Source organism: Mesorhizobium sp. WSM4815, assembly GCF_055811575.1.
Window position 1 is genome coordinate 76985 of record NZ_JBVVQS010000081.1, and the last position, 25532, is coordinate 102516.

The window sequence follows — 25532 nt, forward strand, 5'->3', positions numbered from 1 at the left end:
TAAACGACTTGAGATCGCGCCAACGATTTTAGGTCGTCACTGGTCCGGGTTGCTACGCCCACGGACATGATGCTCTCAGTCGGTTAATAATTCAAGCACGCCCTTTCGGGGGCGAAGCTTGCGCGCATGTGCAAAAATGCGCATCCTCAGCCAAAGGGGGGGCATGCCTTTGGACCGCAAGGCGATAATTATCGGGATATGGATCGCTGGCGCAGTCGCGCTTGATCTCTGGTTCGGCGATGCGATTTTCGCCGCCGGTGGCGAGGGGCTGATTGTTGCAGCCGGCTTCGCCTATTTGGGTGTGCTGATCTTTGTCATGGGCCAGGCGTCAGATTGAGAGGCGCGAGAATCGCGCCAGGGTCGAGGCCAAGAGCCGTGACTAGCAGGATGGCGTCTGGATCATCGCAGTAGACCTCGGGTCGATCAGGCGCGAACCATCGCGCAAAATAAATCGGGTTTTGCGTCAAGGCGCCGTAGGCCTCAGGCATCTTGCCGGCGTCGATGATGCGAGCCTGCACAAGCGATTTCGGAACTGTCTTACGAGGCGGCGGCGTTGGCTCTGGGCCGGTGAATTTCTCACCATCGAATGAAAAGCCGGCGAAAACATTGTCGGGAACCTTTGTCCATCCCGGCTCTGGGCCGCCTTCGAACGAAATCGAATCGACCACGCCATCAATGATGCGGGCGTATTTCATGTCGTCCTCCAGAAGTTCACCCGGGCGTAGACTTCGGTCCCCTGCGAAAGAGCCAGGCCAAGGCCGTTCGCGACGGCGACCGAGGCGTAGTACTGGATCGCAAAGGCCTTGCTGGCGACGACCGCCGCGCTGCCTGTCGATGTCGCACCTGAGTTTGGCCCGTTGTTTCCGTTACCCTGCATACCCATCCCGGCGGTCGTGCCATCGGTGATGTTTTGCAGGCGTGAGCCGAAACTAGTGACGGTATAGGATCTAATCTCCCATTCGACCCAGCCACCGACGGTCGGTGTGAACTGGTCGGAGGAGATTGATACCAGGCCTGACGGGTCGCGAACTTCGGTGTTGAGAGCATGCGCCGTCCATGTCGTAGCGACCGGCGTTCCGCCCCCTGTCCCGGATGACTTCTGATCCTCCATGACAGCATCTGGCGCGCCGGTGACACTGACCCATTCAGGTGCTGTGGCGCCTGAATTCATGCGCAGTGCTTGGCCCGCAGTGCCTTTGGCAAGCCTAGCCTTGACTTTGGCCCCGGTGAAATACTCGATGTCGCCGGCCGCAGTGCTCGCAGGAATTGCAACGAAAATTTTCGTTGCCGCTCCATCACCAATCGCAAGAACATTGTCGTCCGTATCCCACTGCGTGTCGCCCTCGGCAGTTGGCGCTGGCGCCGCGCTCTGCTTCAGGGTCAGCGTGGCGGAGGCGATCGTACCGCCAGTGATCGTCGGCGTGTTGATCGCTGGCGAGGTCAGCGTCTTGTTTTCAAGCGTCTGCGTGCCGGCCAGGGTAACGGAGGTCGAAGCATCCGGGACCACCAGCAGGAAAGCAATGTTCGACGTACCGACATCGATCGGGTCGGCCGTTGTGATCTGCCACAATCCGGAGCCAACCGTCCCACCGGCGACAACGACCATCGTCCCCTTGCGGACATCTCGCGTCTTGTTGAAATCCTTCGATCTGCGCCATGGGCCGGTATCAACAACCCAGATTCCGTTTTCTGAGGGCGTGTCCTGAATGCGGACAAGCACTCGGTCATCGGCCACCGTCACCACGCCGTCGATCGTCTGCAGACCGGACAACGTAATGTTCGCCGTGGTGGCAACGCGGCACGGGCCTTTGATTGCCGTGCTGGACGACAGGCCGTCTGACTGAGCGATCTGAATGCTGGTCATGGGGGCGTCAGAAAGCTCCGAACGGGTCGAGAGGCTTCACAACGCTTTGCTGCCCGTACTGCTTGCGGCGGCGGCTTTCCTGCCGCCGGTAAGCGCCCGGTGAAGCGACTTCCCGCATTGAGCTAAGGAACAGAAAATCGAGGGTCGGCCGGACATAGTAGAGATTGGCGTACGGGAGGTTCTGCGTCACAAAGTTGAACAGATCGGAAAACCTCACCTGCTCTTCATCACTCAAGCCGGCATCGCGCGCCTTCAGCACAAGCTCGCCCAGATCAGCAATTGCCCCGAGGGCCGGGCCGGCAGCGGTTTCGGTAAGTCCGCAATGGAATTTATGCATCGATGCTCTCCAATAGCTTTGCCGTCTCAACCATCGCTTCAATGTCCACAGGGCGCCAATTTGGGCCTATCGGCTTGGTCGCGCCGCCGCAGAACCAGGGCGACATCAGATCGATCGCGGCCTCCAGATTGGCGTCTTGCTCTTCGGTGTTATCGAGCATCCAAGGGGTTTCCTTGGCGCCGACGATCAGGTGCATCGCAGCCATGTGGGATTCTTCCACGGCAAGCACGATCGGGGGTTCAAGTTGGCCCAGCATGTAGGCTTTGCGGCCGGCTCGGGTTGTGGTCATGCCCAGAAACATCTTCACGACGCCCAGCCAACTATTGCCGTGCAGGGATTGGGCCAGGCCTCGCATCGGCCCTGTTTCCTTCAGTACGACGGCAACCAGCTGCCCCGGCTGGATCTCCGGCGTCGGGTCCGCTTCCAGTTGGGCGCCGGTCGGGATGAAGCCGCCCATACAGTGACCCTCTGTGAAGAACGTATAGGTGCTGCTGGGTGCTGCCATCAGGAATACCCTGCATTCGCGCCCGCCCAAGTCGTCTCTCCGTACCGATAACCCATGGATGGCGGTTTGAGTTTCGGTTTGTAATATTCGGAGGCAAAGGTCCCCATGCCCTGCATGATCGTCCCCGCAGAGCTGAGGTAGGAGCCGGTCTGCGCTGCCTTGCCCTCAAGCCTGGCCGCTGCTGCCTGAGCCCGACGGCCCTTGGCGCGCTCCTGCCCGCCATAGAGCGCCATGCCCTCGTTGACTGCGCCCTGCTGAACGACGTCGCCGGCCAGATCCTGCACGGTCTCATCAAGCGCGCCGAGCCCGGATGCTCCCGCTACGGCCTGCTGCCGGGAGAGAATGAAATCCTTTTCCTTGCGCGCCTGTTCTGCCTCACGCTGGGATGCGGCAACCTCTTCCTTGCCCTGCTGTTCGAGTTGCGCCGCCTGATAGTCGGAGGCGCTCTTGCTGGCCGAGCCAGCCGCGATTGTGCCGGCGGCCGAAGCTGCGGTTCCCGCAAGGGCGAGGATCGCACTAATTCCGAAATCTGCCATGTTCTTTCTCCTTATCCAGCCACAACGCGCAGGACGGCTTTCGCCTCATGCGATTCGAGCCCATTGAACCAGGCCAGGAAATCCCCCTTTGTCGAGCCCATGGCCATCGTTGCGCGTGCAAACCGGGCCTTGATGACGGCCACCTTTTGCGGAGCGCGAAAACCCCATTCCCGTACCAGTTCGGAGCCTTCCGGGGTTGTCGCGAAAAGCTCGACTGCCGCGGCTGGCGCATCTTCAAGATAATTCGGCTTGCCGAGGCTGAGCGCCCGGTAAACTTCCACGATCGCCTTGTTTGGCAGCCGGTCGAAGCGCTCCATGAAGGCCCTTTGTTCCCGGTCAGTGAGATCGGAAACCATGTTCAAGACCGCCGTCTGGACGCTCTGCAGGTTGACCTGGTAGCCACCGGATCTCTGCCACTCCTCGACCAGTTCGGAACCGACATCGCCCATGGTCGCCATGCCGGCGCTGCTCTCCTCGGTGGTGAGCAGGCCAATTCCGCCGTCAGCGCGATCCTCCGGCGGCATTTGCTGTGTGATCAGTTCCGAATATCGGGCCTGCATCACAGGGTTGCGGAAATACGCCGCGCGATCGTCTCGCATGGCGGTCTGGGATCGATGCCAGTTCCCGGGATTCCGGAGTGTCGCCGGCCATCGTCATGCCACCTTGGGGTAGAGCCGAGCCAGATCGCGCTCGGCAAGCGGGATGTTCGGCGCCGGGTGCGACACGATCGCCTTGTCGGCCTTTCGTTCCACAACGTAGCCAATGCCGGTCCATTTGATCCGGTAAAGTTCATCCTCAAAAAGGTTGTCGAACCGATCGGGGAAGGTATGAATGCGCGGCTTTGTGATGATGGCCTTGCCGGCATCACTGTCGGCGACGATGGCCTCCGCCGCCCAGCTGTCATCAAAGGCGATGATGTACAGATGGTCATGCCGGACGAAGGAAACGCCCTTGGCGTTCTGAACCCTTTTCCAGATCATCGGGTCCTTCAAGCAATCGGCCGTGGCGCCTTCAGGCAAACGGACCAGAAAATCACGCCAGCCGAAGCCGTTGTTGTTCATGATGACCTTTTTCGGGTCTACCGTCTCGTAGACTTCCGCGGCTTCCGGCTGGTCGTTCTCTGCTTTGGCAAGCTTGGTCATGTCGTCCTCTATTGCTTGGTGGTCGGGGTTTCGTGGGTAGCTTCCGGCGTCGGCTGAACTTGCGCGATCAGATCGAGGACCGGTTCCGGCAGCAGATGCACCCTGCCTTCCCTCTTGGCGTTGTGGTGCATGAAGAGGATGCGGCGGGCCAGTTCGAGATTGGATGGATCGCCCGTGAGGACGGCCCCATACGAGGGTGAAACGCTTCGGTTTGCGGTCGCGTCGGTCAGAAGGCTTTGGAGAGTGCTGACAGCCCGGAGGTAGGCCCCCATGTCGATTTCGCGGCCTTGGGCCATCAAAATTTCGGTGGCAGAGCACCACGTTGCCAAGCTGGCAGCACGACGGGCGATCAACCGACCGGCTTCCGAACCGTCTGCCTCGTTGATCAGAGCTGCGAGGGTGTCCCTGTGGGTCTCGATCAGGCTGCGCACTTCGGTCTTCGGCGCCGCGGTCATCAGAGTTTGCCCTTGTCGATGAGCGCTTGGGCTCGCTTCTCGGCTTCGTCAACATCGGCGAGCAGGATGCGCTCGACGCGAGTACCGTTCGGGCGGCAGAGCCAGCCACGAATGCGCGGGCCGCCTACCTCCTTCGAGGTGAAGTACACCAGCGCTTTGCCACCGCAGATCGGGATGTTCTGGTTGATTGCCGGTGTGTCAGCGGTCATTGGCTGCGTTCTCCTGCTCAACGGTCTTGCGCCATGCGTCGAACTGTTCCCGCTCGTCTGGCGACAACCCATCCCTGCCTACACCTACGGCCTTGTCCGCCGGTGAGAGCATGCGGTCGACGTTCGCTTGGAACACCTCGCCCCACACTGTCTGTGCGTCCTTCACGATGCGCTTCAGGCCAAGGCTTTCGAGCAGGCGCCGCAGCGAGTTGCTGGCGCGCTGGTAGGCATCGAGGTCTTGGGCACTGATCAGCCCTGCCATGGCAAAGGAAGCCTCCAGGCGCTCCAGTTCGACACTGAGAGTTGCCGCACGTCGCACGATCGATCGTTGCGCCTGGGTGAGGTTCTCTGTCCCGCCCAGATCTTCCTCATGAGCGGCGATCAGATCGCGAAGCCGGCGCACCCAGGTCGAGCGGCCGTCAGCATCAGGGACGATGGCAGACCCGTTGGTTACCCGGCTGCGAGCCGTGCCCTTTCCTCGGGCTTTCTCTATGCTATCTGCCTGCATTTTGTTGCCCTATTGTTGCCCTGCGCAAATCACTTGCCAGAAGTATCACGACAGAACCCTTGAAATGCAAGGGTTTAAGGCACTACGATCAACCGGTTGTTAGCCGGTTTGCTCTAATGTGCGCTGATTTTTGGGATAAACGCCGCCAAGAAAAGGTGGAGGCAGATCATCCGTGCGTCCGGCCAGGAATTCGGGCCATTTTCAGCCCAATTTGCTGCTGCTCTCACTATCGGGACATTGCGGGACATTGCGGGACAATGTCCCGGTACGTCACGGCTGGAAGGCGGGACAGGACGGGACATATACCTTTAGGTATGTCCCGGCTGTCCCGTCCCGGCCTATCCGAAGCACCGCCACACATGATCGTCATAGAACTCCACCAGCTTGCGCTCCCTGAGTGCGTCTCTCGCCCGTTGGAAGGCCTTTCGTTTTGCCTCGGCGGTATCGTCGGCCGAGTGGCGATAGAAGTGTCCCCGCCAATGCTCGATCAAGACTACGTTGCAGGGAGGCCAGTCCTGTCCGACTTTGAGGAGCCCATGCTCAACGATAGCGTCGTCCAGCGCATTGAGTGCGGCGCGGTTCTTCGCGGACAAAGACGAAGACTTTTCCACTTTCACACCGGCATCGAGTTCAGGAACAAGGCTGTTGCCCGTTGGGGTCATCCGGAAGCCCCATGAGCCGCTGCTGTCGGCATCCTTGTGGCGTTCTACGGTCAACGTGCCGGTGAGCGCGTCCTTGTCGCCCTCCATGCGTAGACGGGTGTCGAAGCTGCCCCAGAAGTGGGTGTGCATTCTTGCCCTGCTGTCGTCCTGCCAGCCGGTATGCGCAACCACGAGCACGGAGGCGCCGGTTTCGCGGAGAATGCGCTGGATGCCGTGCACCCATGCCCGCGCTGTCTTGTCCTCGATCTCGGAACCCTTCATTGAACCGCCGAAGATGTCGATGACAACCAGGCTGAAGTTTCCTCGAATGCTCATGGCAGCGATGAGCGCTGTCACGTCGTCCGCGGCGTCCAGGCAGATTTCTTGCGGATAGAGAAAGGCCCGGCGATCTTCCTCAGAAACGTTGTGGTGCTGATACCATGCCGGGATGCGAAGCCTGCCGACACCGTTGGCGCCTTCGGTGGCCACGAACAACACGCCGCCACCGCACACTGCATTGCCCTGCCAGTCGTGGCCGGTATCGACGGAAAGGCCGATGTCGATCGCCAGGAAGGACTTGAACGAGTTCGACTTGCCGAACATCAAGGCCGTGCTGCGCTTCTGAATTAAGCCTTCAACAAGCCAATCGGGTTCCGGCATCGCTTCCATTTCGGCGTAGTTGAGTAGGTGCAGCCCGGGCCGGCTCGGCGGCCTGCCGTCATAATCGACGCCGCGGTAGGGATCGTCCAAGCGGTCCATCAATAGCTCCTCCTCGCCGCTCGGCGATATTGTTGCGCTGCCTCGGTGAAGTAGAGGGGCACGGCCGGCGCCGGGTGCGGCCTATCCCTACCCGCCCATTCGGCAAGCAGCGTCGCAGCGCCGTCCTGCAGCCCGTCGAGCAGGCGGCAGTGGTAGCCGTGGTCATCGAGACGAAATTGCGCGTCGAGCAGGCACGTGCGAGCGACGCGGACAGCCGCCACGACATCACCGGGTACGGGCTCATTCATCATGAACATGCCCTCCCGTAGGCCAGCCTGGCCGTCGTCAGCGCTACCGCGATCGACATCGGGCAGCGCCGGAGGATTCGAGCCGCTTGCAGGCGGGTGAGGCTTTCGATAATGTCGCCGGTATCGAGTGCTGCCCCGCTCTTCGATATTTCCAGCGAGCCGACCTTTGCCGAGGTCGGCTTTCGCATCTCAGGAGACATCGGCGCCTCCCGGAAGATCCGACTCGCGGATCACCGCAACAGCCTCGGCCGCGCTGATCTTGAATCTTTCACGGAGGAGCGGAACTATTGACCGACGCAGTCGCTCGTCAGGCTGGCGTTGGCGCCACTCCATTACAGCGTCGATCATCTCTGGACTGGGCGTGAAGGACATAGTCATGCCGCCGCCTTGTCACGCTGATCGACGCGGGATTTAATCCAGGCGTCGATTTCTGATTCAAGGAAGGCGCGGCGCCGCGGTGAGAGAAAGACCGGCTTGGGAAAGCGATCTTCCTTGATCAGCCGATCGATGTAGTTGCGGCTGTAGGTAATTCCCTTGGCGGGCAGTTCGTTGAGGGGGATAAGAGGCATGGTGTTGGCCCTTGTGTGGTGTGTAGACCACTCCAAGGTCGCCGATCCGCCGAGGCACAAAAACTCGGCATAAAACGATAATTATATGCCCTGTTTTATGGCCTCTCGGTACTGCTTCCGCAGCAGGTTTTCGGTGGAACTTGGCAGCGGCCGTTTTGCGTCAGGGTGGGCCTCTGCAAACCAATTCAGAATCGCCCTCACCTCACCCGCCAAGCTGTCAAGCGTCTCGCCTGCCTCGCGCCGCCGCTCGAACTCGCGGATGATATATGTCCGGCCCTTTTCTGGCGCTCCAGGCAATCCAGTTTCGAGGATCTGCGGTGCCGCCTTGTGCTGCGGATCGATTAGGTCGGCCAAGGCCAGTTCAAGGCTACCCCCTTCAATCTCCTTTTTCGCCGCAACCTCGGCAGATGACCAGTATGCCGTCCAGTTCGGGCCGCTGTCCTTGAAGCCGACGTCATCCGGTTGAATGGGCGCCTTCCATTCCCGCTCGATCTCGTCACCGAAGAGGTTGCGGCTCTTTACGGTGCCTCCTACCGCAGTCCAGTCGTCAAGCAGTTCCTCGGCCTCGGCCTTCGGAAGCTTGGTGACCAGTGCCACTCGGACAACAGCCTGGGTAAGAGAAATCCACTGCTCGGCCATCACGCCCTCGCCTGCAGAGCGACAACGTTGTTGCCCTTCTGGCGGCCCGTCAGGGCAGCAAGGGCGCCCTCCCAGCGCGTCAAAGCATCCCGCTTGACCTTGAGCCGATCAGACTGGTTGTACGTCCTGACGAGCGCCGTTGGCACATGCCCGATGACAGCCTCGGCAACTTCGTCCATCACGTCGAGCTCGGACAACCGGGTGCGAACCGTTCGGCGGATGTCGTGGTTGACCCATGCCGGCGGATTGGCGTTGGGATCTTCATCCCGCAGGGCAGCGAGCATGGCTGCATCGATCCGCATCTTGACCTTGTGGCCGATCGTCACCGGATGCTGTCCGTCGAGCGAGCACAGCCAGTTGCACTTTTTGAACCGCGGCAACTTGCTAATGATCTCGATTGCCTCGTCGGTGAGCGGAACGACATGATCGCGGCCGGACTTGAAGCGCGCAGCCGGTACCGTCAACATTTTGCGGTCCAGGTCGATCTCAGACCACGACGCCTGCGCAATGTCATTGAGCCGCTGGCCGGTCAGCAGCAGCAGCCGGTACACGCTGGCCTCAACAGAGCCCAAACCCTTCGTCGTGCCGGCGGTGACCGTCCAGAGCGCGTTGATCTCGGCATCGGTCAGCACCCTCTCCCGCGATGCCTTCTCGCCTATCGTGGTGCGGACCTTCTTAGCGCGAAACGGCGTGACCTCGATTACCTCGTCATCAACGCACCACGAAAAGAACGTCCCGATTTTCTGGGCCATATTCAGCGCCTGCCGTTGCTTGCCGCGCTTGTTGATCTTCTCCAGCACGGCCATCACGTCGGCGCTGCGAATGTCTCCTACGGCCTTCCCTTGCCACGCTGGCAGACATTCGCGGTTGAAGTCGCGTTCGTCCTCATCGGCCTTGCGGATGCCATCACGGCGCCGTGCCTTGATGAACCGGTCAAGGATGGTCTCAAAAGACTTGTCGCGCTTCTCGGCCGCCGCACGTGTAGCCGCCTCGCGCTCCTCCTCGGCCTGCACCCTTGGGTCGATGCCTCTATCGATGAGCGCTGCCCACTGCCTCGCCTTGGTGCGAGCCGCTTCGAGCGACATGACGTCGTATTCTCCGAGCGCCCGCCTGGCGGGCTGGGCTGCACCACCGAATCGGGCGATGTAGACGAAGCTGACTTGTCCGGCCTTAAGCTTCGAACCGTTCGCAGGTGCCTTGTCGGTCACGCGGACCCCCATGCTCGGGACCTGGGCATCCATGATCACGTAACGCTTGCCAGGCGCGGCCGGCTTCAAAGCCTTCAGTCGGTTATCGGTCAGGTTCTCGCGGGGCATATCGTCCTCGGGGCAACATTGGGGCAACAGGTTTCGTCTGCTGCTTATGTTGCCCTAGTGTGCGCTAATGCGCAATAGCAAAAGCGTAATTCCTTTGTTTACAAGGGGTACAGCAACCTCGATCAACCGGTAGTGAGCGCTAGTTGGCGCTGCATAGAGCGGCTGTTAACCGGTTGGTCGCTGGTTCGAATCCGGCCCGGGGAGCCATCGTCTTTTCTACGCTATGGCGCGCAGGAGCCCTCTGAACGCCCAGTAACGCTATGCGAGGCTGCGAGGATCTAAGTCGCGGTCGAATACTTTAGCCTTTGGCGGTGGCCAGGTTGGTGCTGAGCTCGAAGGCCAGTGTCGCGCCGGCCGATTAGACGGCATAATTGGCACGAAGTTAGAAATCACATTGATAAATGGTCGGCCGCCCCCTTATCCCCTGTATCGGAGAGCGTCGACCAGAAGCGTGAAGGCGGCAGTATGCTGCCGCCGGCTTGGATAATAGAGGTGGTAGCCCGAATATGGCGGGCACCAGTCTTCCAGCACCCGGACCAGGCGGCCGTCCGCAACATGCTGGGATATCTGGTTTTCGAACGTGTACACCAAACACAAGCCATCGACTGCGGCATGCAAGAGCATCTCGCTGTCGTTGAAAATAACCGGTCCATTGACCCGGACCTCAAGTTCGACGCCGTCCTGTTCGAACTCCCAGGCATAAAGGCCGCCCCCGGTGTTCTGGCGATAGCTTGCGCATCGGTGTTCGCTCAAGTCGCGGGGTGTCTGCGGGGCGGGATGATTGGCAAAGTAGACCGGGGATCCCACGACGGCCATCCTGACGTCTGGGCTGATCCGGACCGCAACCATGTCCTTTTGCACCTGTTCACCCATGCGGATACCGGCGTCGAAGCGCTCTGCGACAATGTCGGTGAGACCTTCATCGACATGGACCTCAACCGTGATGTCGGGATAATTCTGCAGCAGTTTCGACAATACCGGCCACAGGACAGTTTGGGCGGCATGCCGGAACGTGGTGATGCGGATCGTGCCTGCAGGCTTGTCGCGAAGCGCCGTGAGCGCAGCAATTTCACTGTCGATATGGTCGAATGCCGGCCGCAGGCTGATAAGCAGCCTTTCGCATGCCTCGGTCAGCGACAGGCTGCGCGTCGTTCGCGAGATCAACCGCACACCGATCCGTTGTTCGAGCATGCGCACCGCATAGCTGAGCGCGGATTGGGAGAGGCCGAGCTTTGCGGCCGCGCGTGTAAAACTCCCCTCCTCGGCAACCGCGATAAACACAGCCCATTCGCTGAAGTCGCCTCTTCTCACCTATAAACCTCATTTCTATATCCATGAGGATTATGGCGGATAATCAGCATGCCTGTCTCGACATATTTATGCTCCGCGCAGCCTCGCCGGCACGAGCCAGCATTCGGGACTGCCTGGTACCGCGCGGATTCCGAACGCCCCGATGGCAGCCGAGCGCCGACAGGACGGTTATCTGCCTCGCTCGCTGCCGGAACAACAAGCAGCGAGCAGAAGCGGTCTGGGGTAAAAACGGCTACGTCAGATTGAACGGCAATTGACGCAGCGGTTTTCCCGTGAGCCGTGCTATGGCGTTGGCAAATGCCGGCGCCAATGGCGGCAAGCCGGGCTCGCCCATGCCCGTGGGCGGTTCGGGGCTAGCCACGATGTGAATGTCGAATTCCGGCACGTCCGTGATGCGCGCAACCGTATAGTCACTGAAGTTGCTTTGCTCGACGACGCCGTCCTTGAGCGTTATTGCAGAGCCTGCCAGGCACATCGACAAGCCCATGATCGCCGCGCCCTGTACCTGCGCCTCCACGGTCAGAGGGTTGACGGCCAGATTGCAGTGAACCCCGGCCGTGACCCGATGCAGTTTAGGCTGTCCATCGGCAACAGAGGCTTCCACCACGTAAGCGACCACTGAGCTGAAGGACTCGTGCACCGCCACACCCCAGGCCCGCCCCTCGGACAATTGCGTCTTGCCGTACCCGCTCTTGTCAACGGCCAGTTGCAATGCGTCACGATGGCGGATGTGCTGGTCGCCGAAGAGCTGCATGCGGTAGGCTACAGGGTCTTGCTCGGTTGCACGCGCTATATCGTCGAGCAGGGTTTCCATCACATAAGCCGTATGGGTGGAGCCGACGCTGCGCCACCACAGAACCGGCACGTTGTCCTTGGGATGATGCACGGTCAGCCGCATTGGAAGCGGATAGGGAGCCCGCATGCCCTCCGTCGTGGCGGCGTCGATCCCGTTCTTCACCATGAACTGCTCGAACACGGTTCCGGTAAGTATGGACTGGCCGACGATGCTGTGATCCCAGGCCAGGACCTTGCCCTTTTTGTCAAAGCCGATGCGGGCGCGGTGCAGGTGCAATGGACGGTAGTAGCCGCCCCTCATATCGTCCTCGCGGCTCCAAAGCGTACGGATCGGTGCATTCAGCCCCGCCGACCTGGCGGCCTTGGCTATTTCGCAGGCCTCGACCACGGTGTCGGAGGTGCTGGAAAAGCGCCGACCGAAGCCGCCGCCCGACATCTGCACGTTAAGCACGACCTGTTCCGGCTTGAGGCCGAGCGCGGCTGCGGCAGCGGCGGCATCGGGTCCGGCACTTTGGCTTCCCATCCAGATCTCGGCACGATCATCGGTAAGCCGTACCGTGCAGTTCAGCGGTTCCATCGCCGCGTGGGCGAGATACGGGAACACGAACTCAGCTTCCAGCTTCAGCGGCGCCGTTTCCAATGGCACCATGTCGGAATCGAACTGGCGCGGGCCGGGGCGAGTGGCCATCTCGCGATAGTGCGCGAGTTGCCGTTCGCTATCGACCTTTTCGACGGCAGATGTGTCCCACTCCACCTTGAGGGCATCGCGGCCCTGAGACGCCTGCCAATATCCGTCGGCCACGACGGCCACGCCCTCGGCACCGCGATCCAGCGGCACGCGCAGGACGGCCTTCACGCCCTTGACCGCCCGGGCTGCGCTGTCGTCCAGGGTGGCTATCTTGGCTCCGAAGACGGGAGGACGAGCCACCACGGCCGTCAACTGTCCCGGCAGCTTGAAGTCGATGCCAAAACTCTGTTGGCCGCTGCTCTTGGCTTGAGCGTCCAAACGCCGGGTGGGCTGGCCGATGATGCGGAAATACTTGGGATCCTTCAGCGCAATCTTCTGCGGCACCGGCAAGGCCATGGCCGCCTCGGCAAGCTCTCCATAACCGAGCTTGCGGCCATCGGAGGCCAGAACCGCGCCGGCCTCGGTTCGCAGAGTGGACACATCCACATTCCAGCGGGTCGCAGCGGCCGCCAGCAGCATGGCGCGAACACGAGCACCTAGTTCGCGATACTGCGTAAAGCTGTTCTTGATTGTATTCGAACCGCCGGTAAGGTGCATGCCGAAGAGCGGATCGACATAGGCGATGTCATTGGTGCCGAGTTGGCTGCGCACCAGGTTCCAGTCCGCATCGAGTTCTTCGGCAAGGATCATGGGCAATGCCGTTTGGACGCCTTGACCGAACTCCAGCCGGTTGATCGTGACCGTAACCTCTCCATTGGGCGCGATGTGGACAAATGCAGAGGGCTGCTCGGTCGGCTTCAGACTGGCTGCCGCCTCATCGGCCTCGGACGACTGCGCGACTGCCAAATCAGGGAAAATGCCGACAGCCAGGCCGAGGGTCCCCGCCAGCTTGAGAAAGCTGCGGCGTGGCATCGCCTGGACCGTCGTTGAACGGCCCCGTTCCATGATGTGTTGCAGCGCACGCGGCAGCTCTTTGTTATCCATGTTGGGGAACATATGCGTCTCCTTCAGACGAGGCTGCTGGCGGCGTCGGCTATAGCGGCGCGGATACGGGCATAGGTTCCACAGCGGCAGATGTTTCCGGCCATGGCGGAGTCGATCTCTTCGGCGGTCGGCTGCGCTCCGGGCGACAGCGACGCGAGCAAGGCCGTCGCGCTCATGATCTGGCCGCTCTGACAGTAGCCGCATTGTGCCACGTCGTGCCTGACCCATGCAGCGTGGACAGCCGCGCCGACACGGTCGGTGCCGTCGGTTGTCTTTTCAATCGTGGTGATCTTGCCGCTTTCAACGGCGGAAACCGGTGTGCTGCACGAGCGGATTGCCTCGCCATCCAGATGCACCGTACAGGCGCCACAGAGCGCTGCGCCGCAGCCGAATTTGGTGCCGCTCATTCCGAGCGTGTCACGCAGGACCCAAAGGATCGGGGTTTCGGGGTCAACGTCAATCTCGTGCTCTCGCCCGTTGATATTCAGTGAGATCATGGCCGGTAGGTTCTCCTGGGTTGCTCCACCCGAACAGGTTTCCCAAGCGGCCTGGGGCTTCCCGGCCGACTGAGACATTGGCAATCTGGTGGCTAGCGCTAAAGCTAGCTCGCCGGGCGATGCTGGATTAGACTGCGCAATTTGCATGACCTTAGAAACATGGTTTCTGAATGCGTCACACAGGCGAGGCACGTCCGCGTTTGCGCGGTCAGCGCCGGCATTGCCGTTCACGGGGATCGAAAAGCAGTAGATGCGCCAGTTGCGGCGAACGGCCCTGAAAAGGACTGCTGCTTCCGCTTCGGAAGATCAACACCTAGGCCGCCAAACGTTCAGCGCTGTGCATAAACCCGGCTAGAGTGGATTGAATCGAACGCTTGGTACCCGCCCGAGACCGTCCTCACAGATCGGGGAAGAGCGGCGCGGCCCTGCTCGTTGCAGACGTTCGGAAGGTCGCCATAGGTGGGAGGCGGCCGTTGCCGCGAGGTAGTTGCTGCCTGCCCGAGCCGGGACCTAGACAGCCATCAAGGCTTCCAGATGTCATTCCACTACCCGAGCGGTTTCGACATCGATTTCGTCGTGAATTTTCTCATCATGACGGAAACTGATCCAGCTGATCGGAATGGAGGCGAGATAAAGGACAGTCAGAACAACCAGAAACTCGCTGGGATAGAGCACGAGGGCCGCAACTAGCCCTGCGACTGCTAAGAACAACGCAATCATCATCCACTTGGGGACTTGGCAAGCCCACTTCTTCCCGGAAAAAGTCGGGATCGTCGAAACCATCAAGAAAGCGATCAGAGCTGCGTGCAGCCCCGCAATCTGAACAGTTGCAGGCGTCGGCGGAGCCAGCGATATGGGCAACAAAACCGTTAGGGCAGCGGCCGGTGTCGGCATCCCAGTGAAATACGCTTTCTGCCATGCCGCTGCTGCCGAATTTGACTGCGCATTGAAACGCGCCAGGCGCGCGGCCGAAGCAAGAGCGAATGCCATTAGGCACAGGCTGAACGGGCCGGTCATCAATTCCTCGCCCCAAAAGAAAAGCAGGACGATCGGCGCTACGCCGAAGCTAAGAAAATCCGCAAGACTGTCAAATTCGGCTCCGAACTGTGACGACGCATGCAATCGCCTCGCCAGACGGCCATCAAGACCGTCGAGCACTGCTGCCACGACGATCGCCAACAGTGCGAATTCGAACTCGTTTTCGATCGAGAAGCGAACGGAAGCCAAGCCCGAGCAAAGCGCCAACGCTGTTATGGCATTGGGTATCTGCTGGACAAGTCGAGAATGTGTTTTGTGGCCATCCGATAGCGTGTTCTTGCTGTCGTTCAATGCCGCGTCGGCCGACTTGCGTTCATTCGCCATTGTCGATCTTCCTTTTTCTCTGCCATCCCCTGCTATTCGCTCGAGATTGGTTCCGGACCTGCGACGCAGCCAATGCCGCCCTCGCAAATATTCGGACGCGAGTTCGTCAGCGTAACCTGGAGGTCAAGCCGCTGGCGACCCTTTTGAATCGTTGGATCGACGGAGTGCCAAGCGGGACGATTGGAGAACAATCCGAGGATATCGTCTGTTACGAACTGAAGCTGCGATGTAAGGCTGTGAAGGAGGGAGCTTTCGTATCGAGCCGATATTTCGGATGGTCGGTAACCCATCAACTCCAACAGCGTTGGCGCTATCGCAAAATGAGTGGCCATGTTCGGATATTGCGTGGCGACTTTCTCAAAGCGGGCCCGAAGCTCCTCATCCCCGGTTGAAACCAACATTGGAACTATGGCTTCGTTCGGGTCTACATTCGTATATGAACTGCAGTGGGTGAGACGGCCGACGCTGAAATTTTGTCCGTGGTCCGACGTGTAAATCATCGTTGCGTCACTCCAGTCGGCCCCATCGATCAAACGGGACAAAGTGCGGTCTGTCGACCAGCGCACCGCGTTTACATAGGATTGAAGCGTCCCTGAGATGCCGGCGTCGGATGCAAACTCCGCAGGCGACCCGTCACTGTATGGAAAATGCGCGCCATTCTTGTTTGCGTATATAAAAACAGGATCGCCGACGCTCATTTCCTTGAGCACGATATTAACGAGTTCATCGTCGAGATCATGCGTTCGAATTGCATTGTCCAACTTGTAGAATCGGTCGATCGAAATCGCTTCGGCGGGCGTCATGTAGTTTTGCAGTTTGCCATAGACGGTGACGAAACCTGCCTGGGCGTCTATGAACACGGTGCGATAACCTGCCCTCTTTGCATACTGCCAAACTGTCGGGCTCGCCTTGACTGACTGGATTAGATCTCGAGGATAGGCCATAAAGCGAAGCAATGCGTTCGATTGAAGAGAGCAATTCGAGCCGGACACAGCGGGGCCAAAATCAATCAATCGGCTTCTGAGTTCGGCCAGTTGCGGAGTGACGGGGTTACGCGGCTCAAGACTTACGAAGTCGGACCGAATGCTTTCGTCGACCAGCAGCACGATAGCCCGCGCCTGTTTTCGTTCCGGCGTCATGGATACGATTTCCCGCTCCGGGAACGTTCCACTGTTCAACTTGTAAGCTGCGATCGCTGCCAGGGACAGCGGCGAGAACTGCTTTGGCAACGCTTCTGAACCTTTGCCCTCTCGATAAATAACCACGCCCGCAATGAGGACGATCGGCAACATGGGCACTAGTGGTGACCAGTATCTGGTCTTGCGTGTCGCCAGTGGCGGAAGGGAGGGGGGCATGGCGATTGCGACAACACCCAATATCGCGACAGCGACCGACCACCAAATCGCGTTGGAATAAAATTCGGACGCCCTGTGAGCCTCGTGACGGACCGTCCAGAAATTGAGAACGTCGAAGATGAAGAACTCGGACCCTTGGACAAGGTAATAGCCATAGGCTGCGGCGCTTGATATCGCGAGGGGGACGGCCCACAGGAGCCGAATGATCCAGTTGGGATGAAAGGCAGCGGCCAACACTGCCAACACAGAGATGACCCAGATGATGCTGAAGATCATCAAGGTCAGCTGGCGCTGATCGTCAATGAGCAAACGGATGCGATCGATAAAGCCATGATTGGTGAGGAGGATCACTGCGAGCAGCAACGCGCATTTCAGGGCAAGAAGTGCCCCCCTTGTCGCATTGACACCGCCTTGCCTCCCCATTCCCTCCCCCCTTCCCTGTCGCCCAGCATTGGCCACGCTTTGGGGTGTTCAGGCGGGGAGTCTATCGTCGGCTAAGTTTTCGGGAAGTTCACAATATGACAGATAGATGACGTTGTCGGACAGCAGAAAGGCGGTGCCTATAAGCCATGCACCAAGCAAAGGGAGTAGAAGCAGGCCTAGCATCAGCCCGATGGGGAACAGGATTCCTGCGCGACGTCCTCGGACGCCTCTCTGACGGACCACGTGCGGACGGAATCATGTAGGCGAAGACATTACGGTTCAAAGTCTGGAACGAAGCAGGCGTGCGCGGCGTCGAACACCGCTCACCTTCGAAAAGCACCTGGCCATGTTGGGGTGGACGTCAGAACAAACCGGGTCCGTTGCCGCAGGTCGCAGAGACTGCACGTGTGCTCAGGGTTGGAGGCCGGCGCATTGCGGAAGATGGCTCGCCACTTTCCGATGGCGGGCGGATTCGAAAACGATGCCCGCATTCCGGGATGCAAATTCGAGCCTACTGCGACAAGGACTTCAGGTATGCGACAATATTCTGTCGGTCCTCAGGCTTGGACACGCCCATCGTCATCGTCGTTTTCGGAACAACCTCGCGGGGCGCCGCTAGAAACCGGTCGAGCGTTGCCTCGTCCCATACCAATCCGGAGGACTTCAGGGCTTCCGAATAACGGAACCCCTCCATAGATCCGGCGGGCCGTCCGACAATGCCGCCGAGGCCGGGGCCGGCTTTTCTCTGGTCGGCGGTTGAATGACATCCTGAGCAGCGTTGAAACGCTCTTTGCCCCAGCGCAGCATCTCCCTCCGCAAAGGCAGGGACAAATACCGACAGAAGGGCCAAGGCAGAGGACGCGACGCTGAGCAGAATTCTTTTCACGCTAATTGTTCCCGAATTGGACGGCCAAAAAAAAGCCCGACCGGAAAAGCAGTGAAGAGATGATCCGACTTCGATTTGCTCGGGCTTCTATCTGGCGACGATAACCTCTGTGCCAAAGCCGGATTAGCTGGCGTTCGTTGCATAAGCCCAGAAGTGCGATTTCTAAGTACGCGGTTCCGATCGGCGAGCACGCCGCCCCAAATCGGCGAGCGCGCGCAGGAAAAGCCCCTCGAACAAACAACGTTGGAAGGGAAACCCCCGGAGGCATAGGCGGGCCCGGCGAACTTCCGCGATCACGCCATAACCGATCTGGCGAACTTTGCTACGCTTCCTGCGTGGCGAACCCCAACGCCGCCTGGCCGGCGCCAACCTAGGCAACCCCACCTCCCCCGCTCCCTGCGGCGCCGGCCATCTTTTCGCCAATGCATGTCGCGCAAAAGCACGCCCTCGGGCTGGAACCGAGGGCGCGCAGCGGTTTTGCAAGACGGCATGCATACTTTCAAAAACCCTAAGCGAGCCGCATGCGTCGCATGGGTCCATTCCAACGCGACGCGCTTTAGGCAGCTACATCGGTTACGCCGTCACGCCACCGCGACCGGTTTTCTGTGCCGTCATCCAGGGCATAGCTGCAGAGGCGTCCTCGAGTATTTTGGCCGATCTCGCGAAGCCGGCGAAAGCCTCGCGTGCAACGGTAATGGGAACCTGGCCATCATAGGCGCGCTGGCAGGCGCGGAACGCCGTGTCAAAGATTGGCCCTCTGCGATTGTTCGGCCATTCCTGCAGGAACTCGAAAGCATCGGCCAAGCTTTCGATTTCCTCCACCATGAACTCCCCTTTCCTGACGAAAACAGGCCGGTCGAAAGTCCTGTCGTTCATTACAACCTCCATTCAACTGAACGAGTGTTTGAGCTTCCACGAGAGCCGTGAGCGACGGCTGCGGAAAATATGTGAAGCGCATTTTTTGCTGTCAAGGAACGGCCAATTCGGGACTGAAGCAAACCTCGAGTTCGGTTTCATCGGGAGCGATGGCGTGCAGACCGTCCTCGGCTGCGGTTTGCAGCGGCTCAGTCCGGCGCGCCTGGCCGCGGCTTCGGCGCCGCCCGGTCAATTCGCCTGGAACAAAACATTCCAGAGGTGGTTTTCCCCATGAAGGGACAGACTTTTCGAAGGAGACGTCTCGTGAAAAAAGTTCTGATCACCAGTATGCTGGCCATAGGCGTTGGCTGTGGCGCAGCATTCGCTCAGGAACAGCAGCCTGCCCAAAGCCAGTCCGGCACCGACTGCCCGGCCGGCTCGGCCGGTTGCCCGGAAGGTGCGATGGGCGAACAGGGTAAGGCCGGCGCCACCACCGAGCAGCAGACTCAAGGCGAGGCCGGCGCCACAACCGAGCAACAGGCTCAGGACAAGGCCAAGACCCAGACCGAGCAGCAAACCCAGGGCGAGGCCGGCGCCACAACCGAGCAACAGGCGCAGGACAAGGCCAAGACCCAGACCGAGCAGCAGACCCAGGGCGAGGCTGGCGCCACGACCGAGCAACAGGCGCAGGACAAGGCCAAGACCCAGACCGAGCAGCAGACCCAGGGCGAGGCCGGTACCACCACCGAGCAGCAGACTCAGGGCACTACTCAGTCACAGGATGAGACGGAGACCGGCGCGATCAGCAATGTGACCGTTGAGCAGAAAACGCAAGTCACCCAGATCCTCAAGGAGGAAAAGGTCGAACCGGTTGCCGACGTCGACTTTGACATCTCAGTCGGTGTCGAGGTTCCGCGGCAGAGGGTTGAACTGCGTCCTCTGCCACGGCGAATCATCGAGATCGTCCCGGCTTACGAAGAGTACCAGTATTTCGTGTTGGCCGATGGCCGTATCGTCATCGTCGACCCGGATACATTCAAGATCGTCCTTATTCTGACCTGACGCCCTAGTTCGGGGTAATCGAGGGGTCCGCTGCCCCCACGGCGGACCCCTCGTCTGCATCGACAAGTCTCTGCCACCGAAGGCACGGCTATTACGCCTGTTCAAACTGACAGGCTTTCTGCGTGTCGAGGTTCCTTCCAGCCGCTTCCCACCAGGATTACATCTGGACGGCGTCCTCCCTGCTCAAAAGGCCTGAGCTAGGACTTCGGTCTGGCCGCTTGCCGACCATGGGCTGGCCCAGGCAGTGCTTTGGTCCGGGACCGCTATGGCAAAAGCCTGAAATGGGGGAGTTTGTAGGAACCGAGCTCCTGCTGGCGTCGTTGCGATGCGGACACCGTGACAGGAGGCTGCAATGGACCCCAGCATTCACCAGGCACGTTGGCTGCTTTTTCCGATATTTGGCCTGGTGTTCGGGGTTGCAGCCGTTGGGCTTTTCATCGGCTGATGAGGTCCACCGATGAAGGCAACGCACTCGCGCAGTCATGAGTCCCTTCCTGCGCCAGCGAGACCCACCGGTTCTCCCCCTTGAGACTGGTGGGGTCTTGACACAGCCCGATGATGGCGAAAGCCTGATAAAGAAGATTGGCTTGGGCGAAGGATCGACTTGGGCGAATTCGAAATAGGCAGAGATGCAACATAGGGCGTGACGGTAAAAGGATATTCTGGCGTGCTATTGGCAAATTCATTGATCACAGACGCAATACGGCCGCAGCGCCCGAAGCATTGTGAGACAAGAGTTCTCGCCGGTGCGCGGCCTGCCCGGCCTCAATCGCAGCGCAGTCTCAAATCTCTTCGAGGGCTTCGCGTCGCCATCTGCCTGAGCGCATCGGCCTTGGTTCTCGTCGTCAGCCCCTACCGTGTGGCACAGGACGGCCTGTCCCTGACGCTAAGCCCACAGGCCGCCTGGGCACAAGGGAACTCTGGGAACGCTGGGAACTCAGACTCCGGCAACTCTGATTCCGGCAATTCCGGCTCCGGCAACTCCGGCTCCGGCAACTCCGGCTCCGGCAACACTGGCTCCGGCAACACTGGCTCCGGCAACTCTGGCTCCGGCAACTCAGGAGACACTGAAAGCCCCGGCAACTCTGGAAACGCTCCTGGAAATGCCACAGACCCTGGAAATGCCACAGACCCTGGAAATGCCGCAGCCCCACAGGCCACGGACCCGAACGGCAATGCGAACGAAGCAAAAGCACTGAACGTCACGCCGCCGACAAATCCGGCTACCGCGCTAAATCCTGGCAACAAGCCCAAAACATATATCAACGCGACCACTGGAGACCGGGTCGAGGTGCGCGGGGCAAGCGTGGGTGTGGTGCATTCCAACGGGCTGAGCGAGCGCATCGACGGCGGCCATTATGAGATGCGCGATGCCATGGGCCGCACCATCATTCGGCGGCAGGCAAAGAACTCCGATCGGCCAAGACTGCTCCGGATGATCGAGTGATGGCGCGTTCCACTGGCCGCAAGGCTGTCTTGCTTCATGCAGGATGGTCGACAGGCGGATGCTGATGCTCGGTCGCGTCGCGCAATGTCATCGCGGCTTCGGTCCGGTTGCTCACGTTGAGCTTGGCCAGAATCCGCGTCATGTGATGCTTTATGGTTTTCTCGTGCAGGTTCAGCTGAAGACCGATCCGCTTGTTGCTCAATCCCGCGGCAACGAGCGTCAGGATCTCTCTTTCACGACTGGTGAGTTCGGCCAGCACGTCGGGTTTCTCGATCGCGGTTGATTGGCTCGACAAGTCGACCAACACGCGCGCCGACAATTGCGGGCAAACATACCGCTCGCCCATCGCCACCGTGCGCAGTATGGCGGCCAGGGTTCTCGACCCGACACCTTTTAGGACATAGCCTCTTGCCCCGCTCTGCAAGGCGGTCATGACGTGCTGGTTTTCCTCCGAAACGGTCAGCATCACGATTTTCAGATCCGGGTGCCGCTCCAGGGCCGGCTCGACTGCGCTGAGTCCCCCTCCAGGCACCGAGATGTCCATCAGCAGAATATCGAGCTGCTGGTCTTCCGATATCCGCAAGGCGTCATCTCTACTGCTGCCTTGGGCAACGATCTCGAACCCGCCGATCTGCTCGAGGGTGCGCACAACGCCTTCCCTGAACAGCGGATGGTCGTCGACAATGGCGAGCTTTATGGCCGCTGCCATCACGCCTGTCCTATTTCGACTGTGTTGAGAACCATTTTCACCACCGTGCCGTTCTGTGAAGATGTTACATCAAATTGGCCGCCGAGGCTTTCTACCCGCTCACGCAGCCCGATGAGCCCCAGCCGTTCAGGATGGATGATCTTCGGGTCGAAACCCGGGCCGGTGTCGGAAACCTCGATAGAAACGCGCTCCCCGTCGAAATGTTTCGCGACCGATTGATCGGCACCCCCGGCATGGTGAAAGCCGTTGTTCAGCGCCTCCTGAATGAAGCGAAAGATGCAGATCTTGGCCGCTGGCGACAAGGGTGTGTGGCTCCCGGTCATGGACAGCATCACTTTGACGCCGGTCCGCTCTTCGTGCGCTCGCACGGCAAGCTCGAGGATTTCCGTCAACTCGGCATTCTCGACATGCGGCAGCATAAGACCCTTGCTGACATTCCTGATTTCTCGCATTGCATCGTCCAGATTCGCTTTGACCACCTGCAATTCCCGCGCGCGCGCCGCAGCCGGGGTGGCAGGATCGGCTAGCACGGGGCTGTCAATCCCTAGCGCAGCGAGGGCAACCAGTTGCGCCGGCCCGTCGTGCAGGTCAGCGCCGATCCGCCTGAGGTAACGTTCGTTAAGTGCCGTGGCGCGCTGCGAAGCACGCTGCACCCGCAGCCTCAACATTCTGTTTTGAGCGACCAGATCGGAAAGTTCGGCAATACGCTGCTTCAAGGAGCGGCTCTGCGAACGAATCGTGCGGCTGCCACGAAAAACGATCACCGAAAGCCCGAGGAAAAAAACCGCGGTGACGGCTGCGACATCGAACCAGGTCCGAACGAGTGCCTGCCGGAGATCCTTTTCAAAATCGGTGGCGATCTCGTCGAATTCCAAAACAGCCACGACTTCGCCCGACCACGGCTGAAGCATCGGATTATAGATTTCAAGAAGATGCAGGCTGCTGTCCCTCTCAGCCTGGTTATCATAGTCCCTGTCCAATTCAGCAACCATGTCGCCGGCGAATGCGGCCCGGAGATTGTCGCTGAGTGGAAGGCGCTTCCCGACCAGATTTTTATTGGTCGAATAGAGGATGGTGCCATCGCGGCGCCATAGCTTGAACGATTCGAGCCTTTTGCCGAGCGCGCCTTGTCCCAGCGTTTCATCCAGCGCGTGCGCAACACTCTCGTCCAGCATCTCGCTCCTGCGCATGTCGGGAAGCAGCGGCGCGATGACGCTGTCGACGTAAAGAGCGGTAGAGGCGGCCGAGTTCCGGGTGACCGCAGCTTCGATCTGGCTTGTCACGGACATTCCCACCACGATCATCGCCGACAGCGAGAACAGCCCGCCGGCGAGCAGAAACTGAGTGGCCAGCGACAGTGCATTCCACCGATCGAGCAATCTTGTCGGTCTGTATGGCGCCATATCTCCACCGGCCCGGTCGGCGGCGCGTCGCGCCAGCGGCACGATTCGAGAGAACCAGCCAATTTGTCGTCGAACGACGCTAAGTGACGCCATCTTTGATCTGCACCGATCAATAACAAGGGAACTTAGGGCTTGCAGGCTGGACGAAAACCGCAACCCTGCGGTTTTTTGCGCAAGCGCCACTGCCATGGTTGAGCGAGGCAGCAAATATGAAGCCTCAACCACGTGCTACCGGCACCTGTCGCCCCTGGCAGCGGAGGAAGGTGCTGCGTACTTTCACTTCCGGTCGCGCAATGCTCTCACCGCTTGCGTAAGGGTCATCCGATCGTTGCCGTTCTTTTTGATAAGCCTGCTGACCTGGCTGGGCGAAACGCCATTTTCTCGCGCGAAATGCTCCACCTCGTAATACTGGTCCACCGACAGGCGGTCGCGGTCGAGAAACGATCGATCTTTGTTGTTGTCGTCCATTTCCGTTTTCCCACTGAAGCTCGTTTGAACATTGGACGCAAACGAGGGACCACCCGCCAAATCGAGGAATGGCGGGTGGTCCCTTGTCAGCGCAGGAAGGGACTTAGCTGCGCAGATATCTTCGTCCATCAGCCACATCGTCAAGTCGGTCGTTCGTCAGCTGACGACTATTCCAATTGCCAGGAAGGCAATGGAGACAGCGAAGACCGGTGCAAGTAGCCAGCGGGCTTGGTGAACACTATTCTCCATCGATTCCTCCCGTGACGCACGGCGAGCAACGAGTGCTGGAAGTCGTGGTTCCGGGCCACACGCCATCGTCGCCCTTTGCGCACGACAATTCAGACTTAGGTCCAACGGCACGGCGTCTCTGGTCGGACCGAAGCCCAGCCGCGGAACGTTTGCAGCTGTCTCGTTGTTGAAGGCGAGCTTGGCGCGACGAAGATGCGTCCCAGCGCAAGACAGCTCATTAGGAAGGAAAAACTTATGAGAATGCATCTTTCCACTGCAGCCGCAGGATTTCTGCTGCTGGCAAGTGTCGGCGCCGTGGCTGCCCAGGACGTGATCATCCAGCCCGAACAGGAGACCGTCATCAGGGAGTATGTGAAAAAGCAGCCGCTCGCCTCGGTGAACCTGCTTGGCGTGGAGCTCAATATCGGCTCGGCGCTGCCCGAGACGGTCGAGCTTCATGAGGTTCCCGACGTCCAATATCGCTACGTCGTCGTCGACAATCGGACCGTTCTTGTTGATCCAGGCACACGCAGGATCGTTAAAATCATCGATTGACTGAAATGGCCTGGGGAGGAGAAGCTCGCCGCTTGGACGCGGCGGGCCTTCTTGCCGTTTCGCTGTCGCCTACGGTTCATAGCGCCTACGGTTTCATAGCGCCCATGGTTGATAGCAATTGAAGCGTGCAGTCGGTGCACCCCGAAACCCGCGGCATCGCCCTTTGGGCGGGACGCGTCAGACTTAGGTCCTACGCAAAGGCCCTGCCGAATCGGACCGAAGCCCCGCTAAGGAACGTTTGCGGCTGCCTCAAGTTTGGGTAAGCGAGGCGCTGATGCCGTCCGGCGCAAATGGGCTTACAAGTCACAGACATAAAGGAGGCAGTTATGAGAATGCATCTTTCCACCGCAGCCGCGGGCCTTTTTCTGCTGGCCAGCGTTGGCGCTGTTGCCGCTCAGGACGTGATCATCGCGCCTGAACAGGAGACCGTGATCAGGGAATATGTGAAAAAGCAGCCGCTCGCATCCGTGGAACTCCCTGGGGTGGAACTCAATATCGGTTCAACGATACCCGAGACGGTCGAGCTTCACGAGGTTCCCGACGTCGAGTATCGCTACGTCGTCGTTGACAATCGCACCGTTCTTGTTGATCCCGGCACACGCAAGATCGTCAAGATCATTCAGTGACCTGAACGCGAGGGGAGGAGACGCCCCCCCCGTGGAAAACAGCCGCGGGGGCCAATGAGATGGGCAGGGTGAAAAATGGGAAAAAAAACACTCAATTAGATTAACCCGGCCACGCCGCGCGGGCCCGTTGCGCGCGTGAGGCGGGCGGGG

The 25532-nt window shown here is 59.8% G+C and carries 31 protein-coding genes; 5 read left to right on the forward strand and 26 right to left on the reverse strand.

What is annotated here, in order from left to right; translation table 11 throughout:
* Positions 1-136 precede the first annotated feature (136 nt).
* Positions 137-337, forward strand: coding sequence for a hypothetical protein (locus tag AC0L2B_RS06885; protein ID WP_473744687.1), 201 nt, complete (start codon positions 137-139; stop codon positions 335-337).
* Here AC0L2B_RS06885 and AC0L2B_RS06890 read toward each other — a convergent pair.
* From AC0L2B_RS06890 to AC0L2B_RS07000, 23 genes are all read right to left on the reverse strand, one after another.
* Positions 315-695 carry a hypothetical protein gene (locus tag AC0L2B_RS06890; RefSeq protein ID WP_473744688.1) on the reverse strand — a complete coding sequence of 127 codons (381 nt, stop codon included), beginning with the start codon at positions 693-695 and terminating at the stop codon, positions 315-317. The two genes, AC0L2B_RS06885 and AC0L2B_RS06890, sit on opposite strands and share 23 nt — an antisense overlap.
* Positions 692-1744, reverse strand: coding sequence for a hypothetical protein (locus AC0L2B_RS06895; RefSeq protein WP_473744689.1), 1053 nt, complete (start codon positions 1742-1744; stop codon positions 692-694). Before AC0L2B_RS06895 ends, AC0L2B_RS06890 begins: the two co-directional genes overlap by 4 nt.
* Positions 1745-1871: 127 nt before the next feature.
* Positions 1872-2201, reverse strand: a complete 330-nt coding sequence (locus AC0L2B_RS06900; protein WP_473744690.1) for a hypothetical protein — start codon at positions 2199-2201, stop codon at positions 1872-1874.
* Positions 2194-2706: a hypothetical protein gene (locus AC0L2B_RS06905; RefSeq protein ID WP_473744691.1), complete on the reverse strand. Its 513-nt coding sequence runs from the start codon at positions 2704-2706 to the stop codon at positions 2194-2196. The genes AC0L2B_RS06900 and AC0L2B_RS06905 overlap by 8 nt, the downstream gene beginning before the upstream one ends.
* Positions 2706-3242 carry a hypothetical protein gene (locus AC0L2B_RS06910; protein ID WP_473744692.1) on the reverse strand — a complete coding sequence of 179 codons (537 nt, stop codon included), beginning with the start codon at positions 3240-3242 and terminating at the stop codon, positions 2706-2708. Before AC0L2B_RS06910 ends, AC0L2B_RS06905 begins: the two co-directional genes overlap by 1 nt.
* Before the next feature lie 11 nt (positions 3243-3253).
* Positions 3254-3841, reverse strand: a complete 588-nt coding sequence (locus AC0L2B_RS06915; RefSeq protein WP_473744693.1) for a hypothetical protein — start codon at positions 3839-3841, stop codon at positions 3254-3256.
* A 54-nt stretch (positions 3842-3895) separates the two neighbouring features.
* Positions 3896-4384 carry a hypothetical protein gene (locus tag AC0L2B_RS06920; protein ID WP_473744694.1) on the reverse strand — a complete coding sequence of 163 codons (489 nt, stop codon included), beginning with the start codon at positions 4382-4384 and terminating at the stop codon, positions 3896-3898.
* Between the two features lie 8 nt (positions 4385-4392).
* Positions 4393-4839 carry a hypothetical protein gene (locus AC0L2B_RS06925; RefSeq protein ID WP_473744695.1) on the reverse strand — a complete coding sequence of 149 codons (447 nt, stop codon included), beginning with the start codon at positions 4837-4839 and terminating at the stop codon, positions 4393-4395.
* Positions 4839-5048 carry a hypothetical protein gene (locus AC0L2B_RS06930; protein WP_473744696.1) on the reverse strand — a complete coding sequence of 70 codons (210 nt, stop codon included), beginning with the start codon at positions 5046-5048 and terminating at the stop codon, positions 4839-4841. The genes AC0L2B_RS06925 and AC0L2B_RS06930 overlap by 1 nt, the downstream gene beginning before the upstream one ends.
* Positions 5038-5556 (reverse strand): hypothetical protein, encoded by a 519-nt coding sequence (locus AC0L2B_RS06935; RefSeq protein WP_473744697.1) that lies wholly within the window; start codon positions 5554-5556, stop codon positions 5038-5040. Before AC0L2B_RS06935 ends, AC0L2B_RS06930 begins: the two co-directional genes overlap by 11 nt.
* A gap of 338 nt (positions 5557-5894) precedes the next feature.
* Entirely contained in the window at positions 5895-6956 is a 1062-nt protein-coding gene (locus tag AC0L2B_RS06940; RefSeq protein WP_473744698.1) for an AAA family ATPase, read from the reverse strand.
* Positions 6956-7207 (reverse strand): hypothetical protein, encoded by a 252-nt coding sequence (locus AC0L2B_RS06945; protein ID WP_473744699.1) that lies wholly within the window; start codon positions 7205-7207, stop codon positions 6956-6958. Before AC0L2B_RS06945 ends, AC0L2B_RS06940 begins: the two co-directional genes overlap by 1 nt.
* Entirely contained in the window at positions 7204-7404 is a 201-nt protein-coding gene (locus AC0L2B_RS06950; RefSeq protein ID WP_473744700.1) for a hypothetical protein, read from the reverse strand. The genes AC0L2B_RS06945 and AC0L2B_RS06950 overlap by 4 nt, the downstream gene beginning before the upstream one ends.
* A gap of 174 nt (positions 7405-7578) precedes the next feature.
* Positions 7579-7773 carry a helix-turn-helix transcriptional regulator gene (locus tag AC0L2B_RS06955; RefSeq protein WP_473744701.1) on the reverse strand — a complete coding sequence of 65 codons (195 nt, stop codon included), beginning with the start codon at positions 7771-7773 and terminating at the stop codon, positions 7579-7581.
* A gap of 81 nt (positions 7774-7854) precedes the next feature.
* The gene (locus AC0L2B_RS06960; protein ID WP_473744702.1) at positions 7855-8412 is read right to left on the reverse strand and encodes a hypothetical protein; all 558 of its coding nucleotides are present in this window, start codon (positions 8410-8412) and stop codon (positions 7855-7857) included.
* A complete protein-coding gene (locus AC0L2B_RS06965; RefSeq protein ID WP_473744703.1) occupies positions 8412-9728 on the reverse strand; it encodes a tyrosine-type recombinase/integrase in 1317 nt (438 codons plus the stop codon). The genes AC0L2B_RS06960 and AC0L2B_RS06965 overlap by 1 nt, the downstream gene beginning before the upstream one ends.
* A 417-nt stretch (positions 9729-10145) precedes the next feature.
* Positions 10146-11039: a LysR family transcriptional regulator gene (locus tag AC0L2B_RS06970; protein ID WP_473744704.1), complete on the reverse strand. Its 894-nt coding sequence runs from the start codon at positions 11037-11039 to the stop codon at positions 10146-10148.
* A 232-nt stretch (positions 11040-11271) separates the two neighbouring features.
* A complete protein-coding gene (locus AC0L2B_RS06975) occupies positions 11272-13518 on the reverse strand; it encodes a xanthine dehydrogenase family protein molybdopterin-binding subunit (RefSeq protein WP_473744705.1) in 2247 nt (748 codons plus the stop codon).
* An 11-nt stretch (positions 13519-13529) separates the two neighbouring features.
* Positions 13530-14003, reverse strand: a complete 474-nt coding sequence (locus AC0L2B_RS06980) for a (2Fe-2S)-binding protein (RefSeq protein WP_473744706.1) — start codon at positions 14001-14003, stop codon at positions 13530-13532.
* A 537-nt stretch (positions 14004-14540) separates the two neighbouring features.
* Positions 14541-15365 carry a CDP-diacylglycerol--serine O-phosphatidyltransferase gene (gene pssA / locus AC0L2B_RS06985; RefSeq protein WP_473744707.1) on the reverse strand — a complete coding sequence of 275 codons (825 nt, stop codon included), beginning with the start codon at positions 15363-15365 and terminating at the stop codon, positions 14541-14543.
* Between the two features lie 32 nt (positions 15366-15397).
* Positions 15398-17083, reverse strand: coding sequence for a sulfatase-like hydrolase/transferase (locus AC0L2B_RS06990; protein ID WP_473744708.1), 1686 nt, complete (start codon positions 17081-17083; stop codon positions 15398-15400).
* Positions 17084-17654: 571 nt separating this feature from the next.
* Positions 17655-18029, reverse strand: coding sequence for a c-type cytochrome (locus AC0L2B_RS06995; RefSeq protein ID WP_091598042.1), 375 nt, complete (start codon positions 18027-18029; stop codon positions 17655-17657).
* Positions 18030-18602: 573 nt separating this feature from the next.
* A complete protein-coding gene (locus AC0L2B_RS07000; protein WP_473744709.1) occupies positions 18603-18905 on the reverse strand; it encodes a DUF982 domain-containing protein in 303 nt (100 codons plus the stop codon).
* A gap of 303 nt (positions 18906-19208) precedes the next feature.
* On the opposite strand from AC0L2B_RS07000, the gene AC0L2B_RS07005 reads away from it, so the two are divergent.
* A complete protein-coding gene (locus AC0L2B_RS07005) occupies positions 19209-19946 on the forward strand; it encodes a DUF1236 domain-containing protein (protein ID WP_473744710.1) in 738 nt (245 codons plus the stop codon).
* Positions 19947-20778: 832 nt separating this feature from the next.
* A complete protein-coding gene (locus AC0L2B_RS07010; RefSeq protein ID WP_473744711.1) occupies positions 20779-21393 on the forward strand; it encodes a hypothetical protein in 615 nt (204 codons plus the stop codon).
* 34 nt (positions 21394-21427) lie between these two features.
* Here the strand turns inward: AC0L2B_RS07010 and AC0L2B_RS07015 are convergent, their stop codons facing one another.
* The 3 genes from AC0L2B_RS07015 to AC0L2B_RS07025 form a co-directional block, all read right to left on the reverse strand.
* Positions 21428-22102 (reverse strand): LuxR C-terminal-related transcriptional regulator, encoded by a 675-nt coding sequence (locus AC0L2B_RS07015; RefSeq protein WP_473744712.1) that lies wholly within the window; start codon positions 22100-22102, stop codon positions 21428-21430.
* Entirely contained in the window at positions 22102-23505 is a 1404-nt protein-coding gene (locus AC0L2B_RS07020; RefSeq protein ID WP_473744726.1) for a sensor histidine kinase, read from the reverse strand. Before AC0L2B_RS07020 ends, AC0L2B_RS07015 begins: the two co-directional genes overlap by 1 nt.
* A gap of 276 nt (positions 23506-23781) precedes the next feature.
* Positions 23782-24102 carry a DUF3606 domain-containing protein gene (locus tag AC0L2B_RS07025; protein ID WP_473744713.1) on the reverse strand — a complete coding sequence of 107 codons (321 nt, stop codon included), beginning with the start codon at positions 24100-24102 and terminating at the stop codon, positions 23782-23784.
* A gap of 354 nt (positions 24103-24456) precedes the next feature.
* Between AC0L2B_RS07025 and AC0L2B_RS07030 the strand changes: the two genes are divergently transcribed.
* Positions 24457-24756 (forward strand): DUF1236 domain-containing protein, encoded by a 300-nt coding sequence (locus AC0L2B_RS07030; protein ID WP_027156174.1) that lies wholly within the window; start codon positions 24457-24459, stop codon positions 24754-24756.
* A 326-nt stretch (positions 24757-25082) separates the two neighbouring features.
* Positions 25083-25382, forward strand: a complete 300-nt coding sequence (locus AC0L2B_RS07035) for a DUF1236 domain-containing protein (RefSeq protein WP_031256955.1) — start codon at positions 25083-25085, stop codon at positions 25380-25382.
* Positions 25383-25532: the final 150 nt, after the last annotated feature.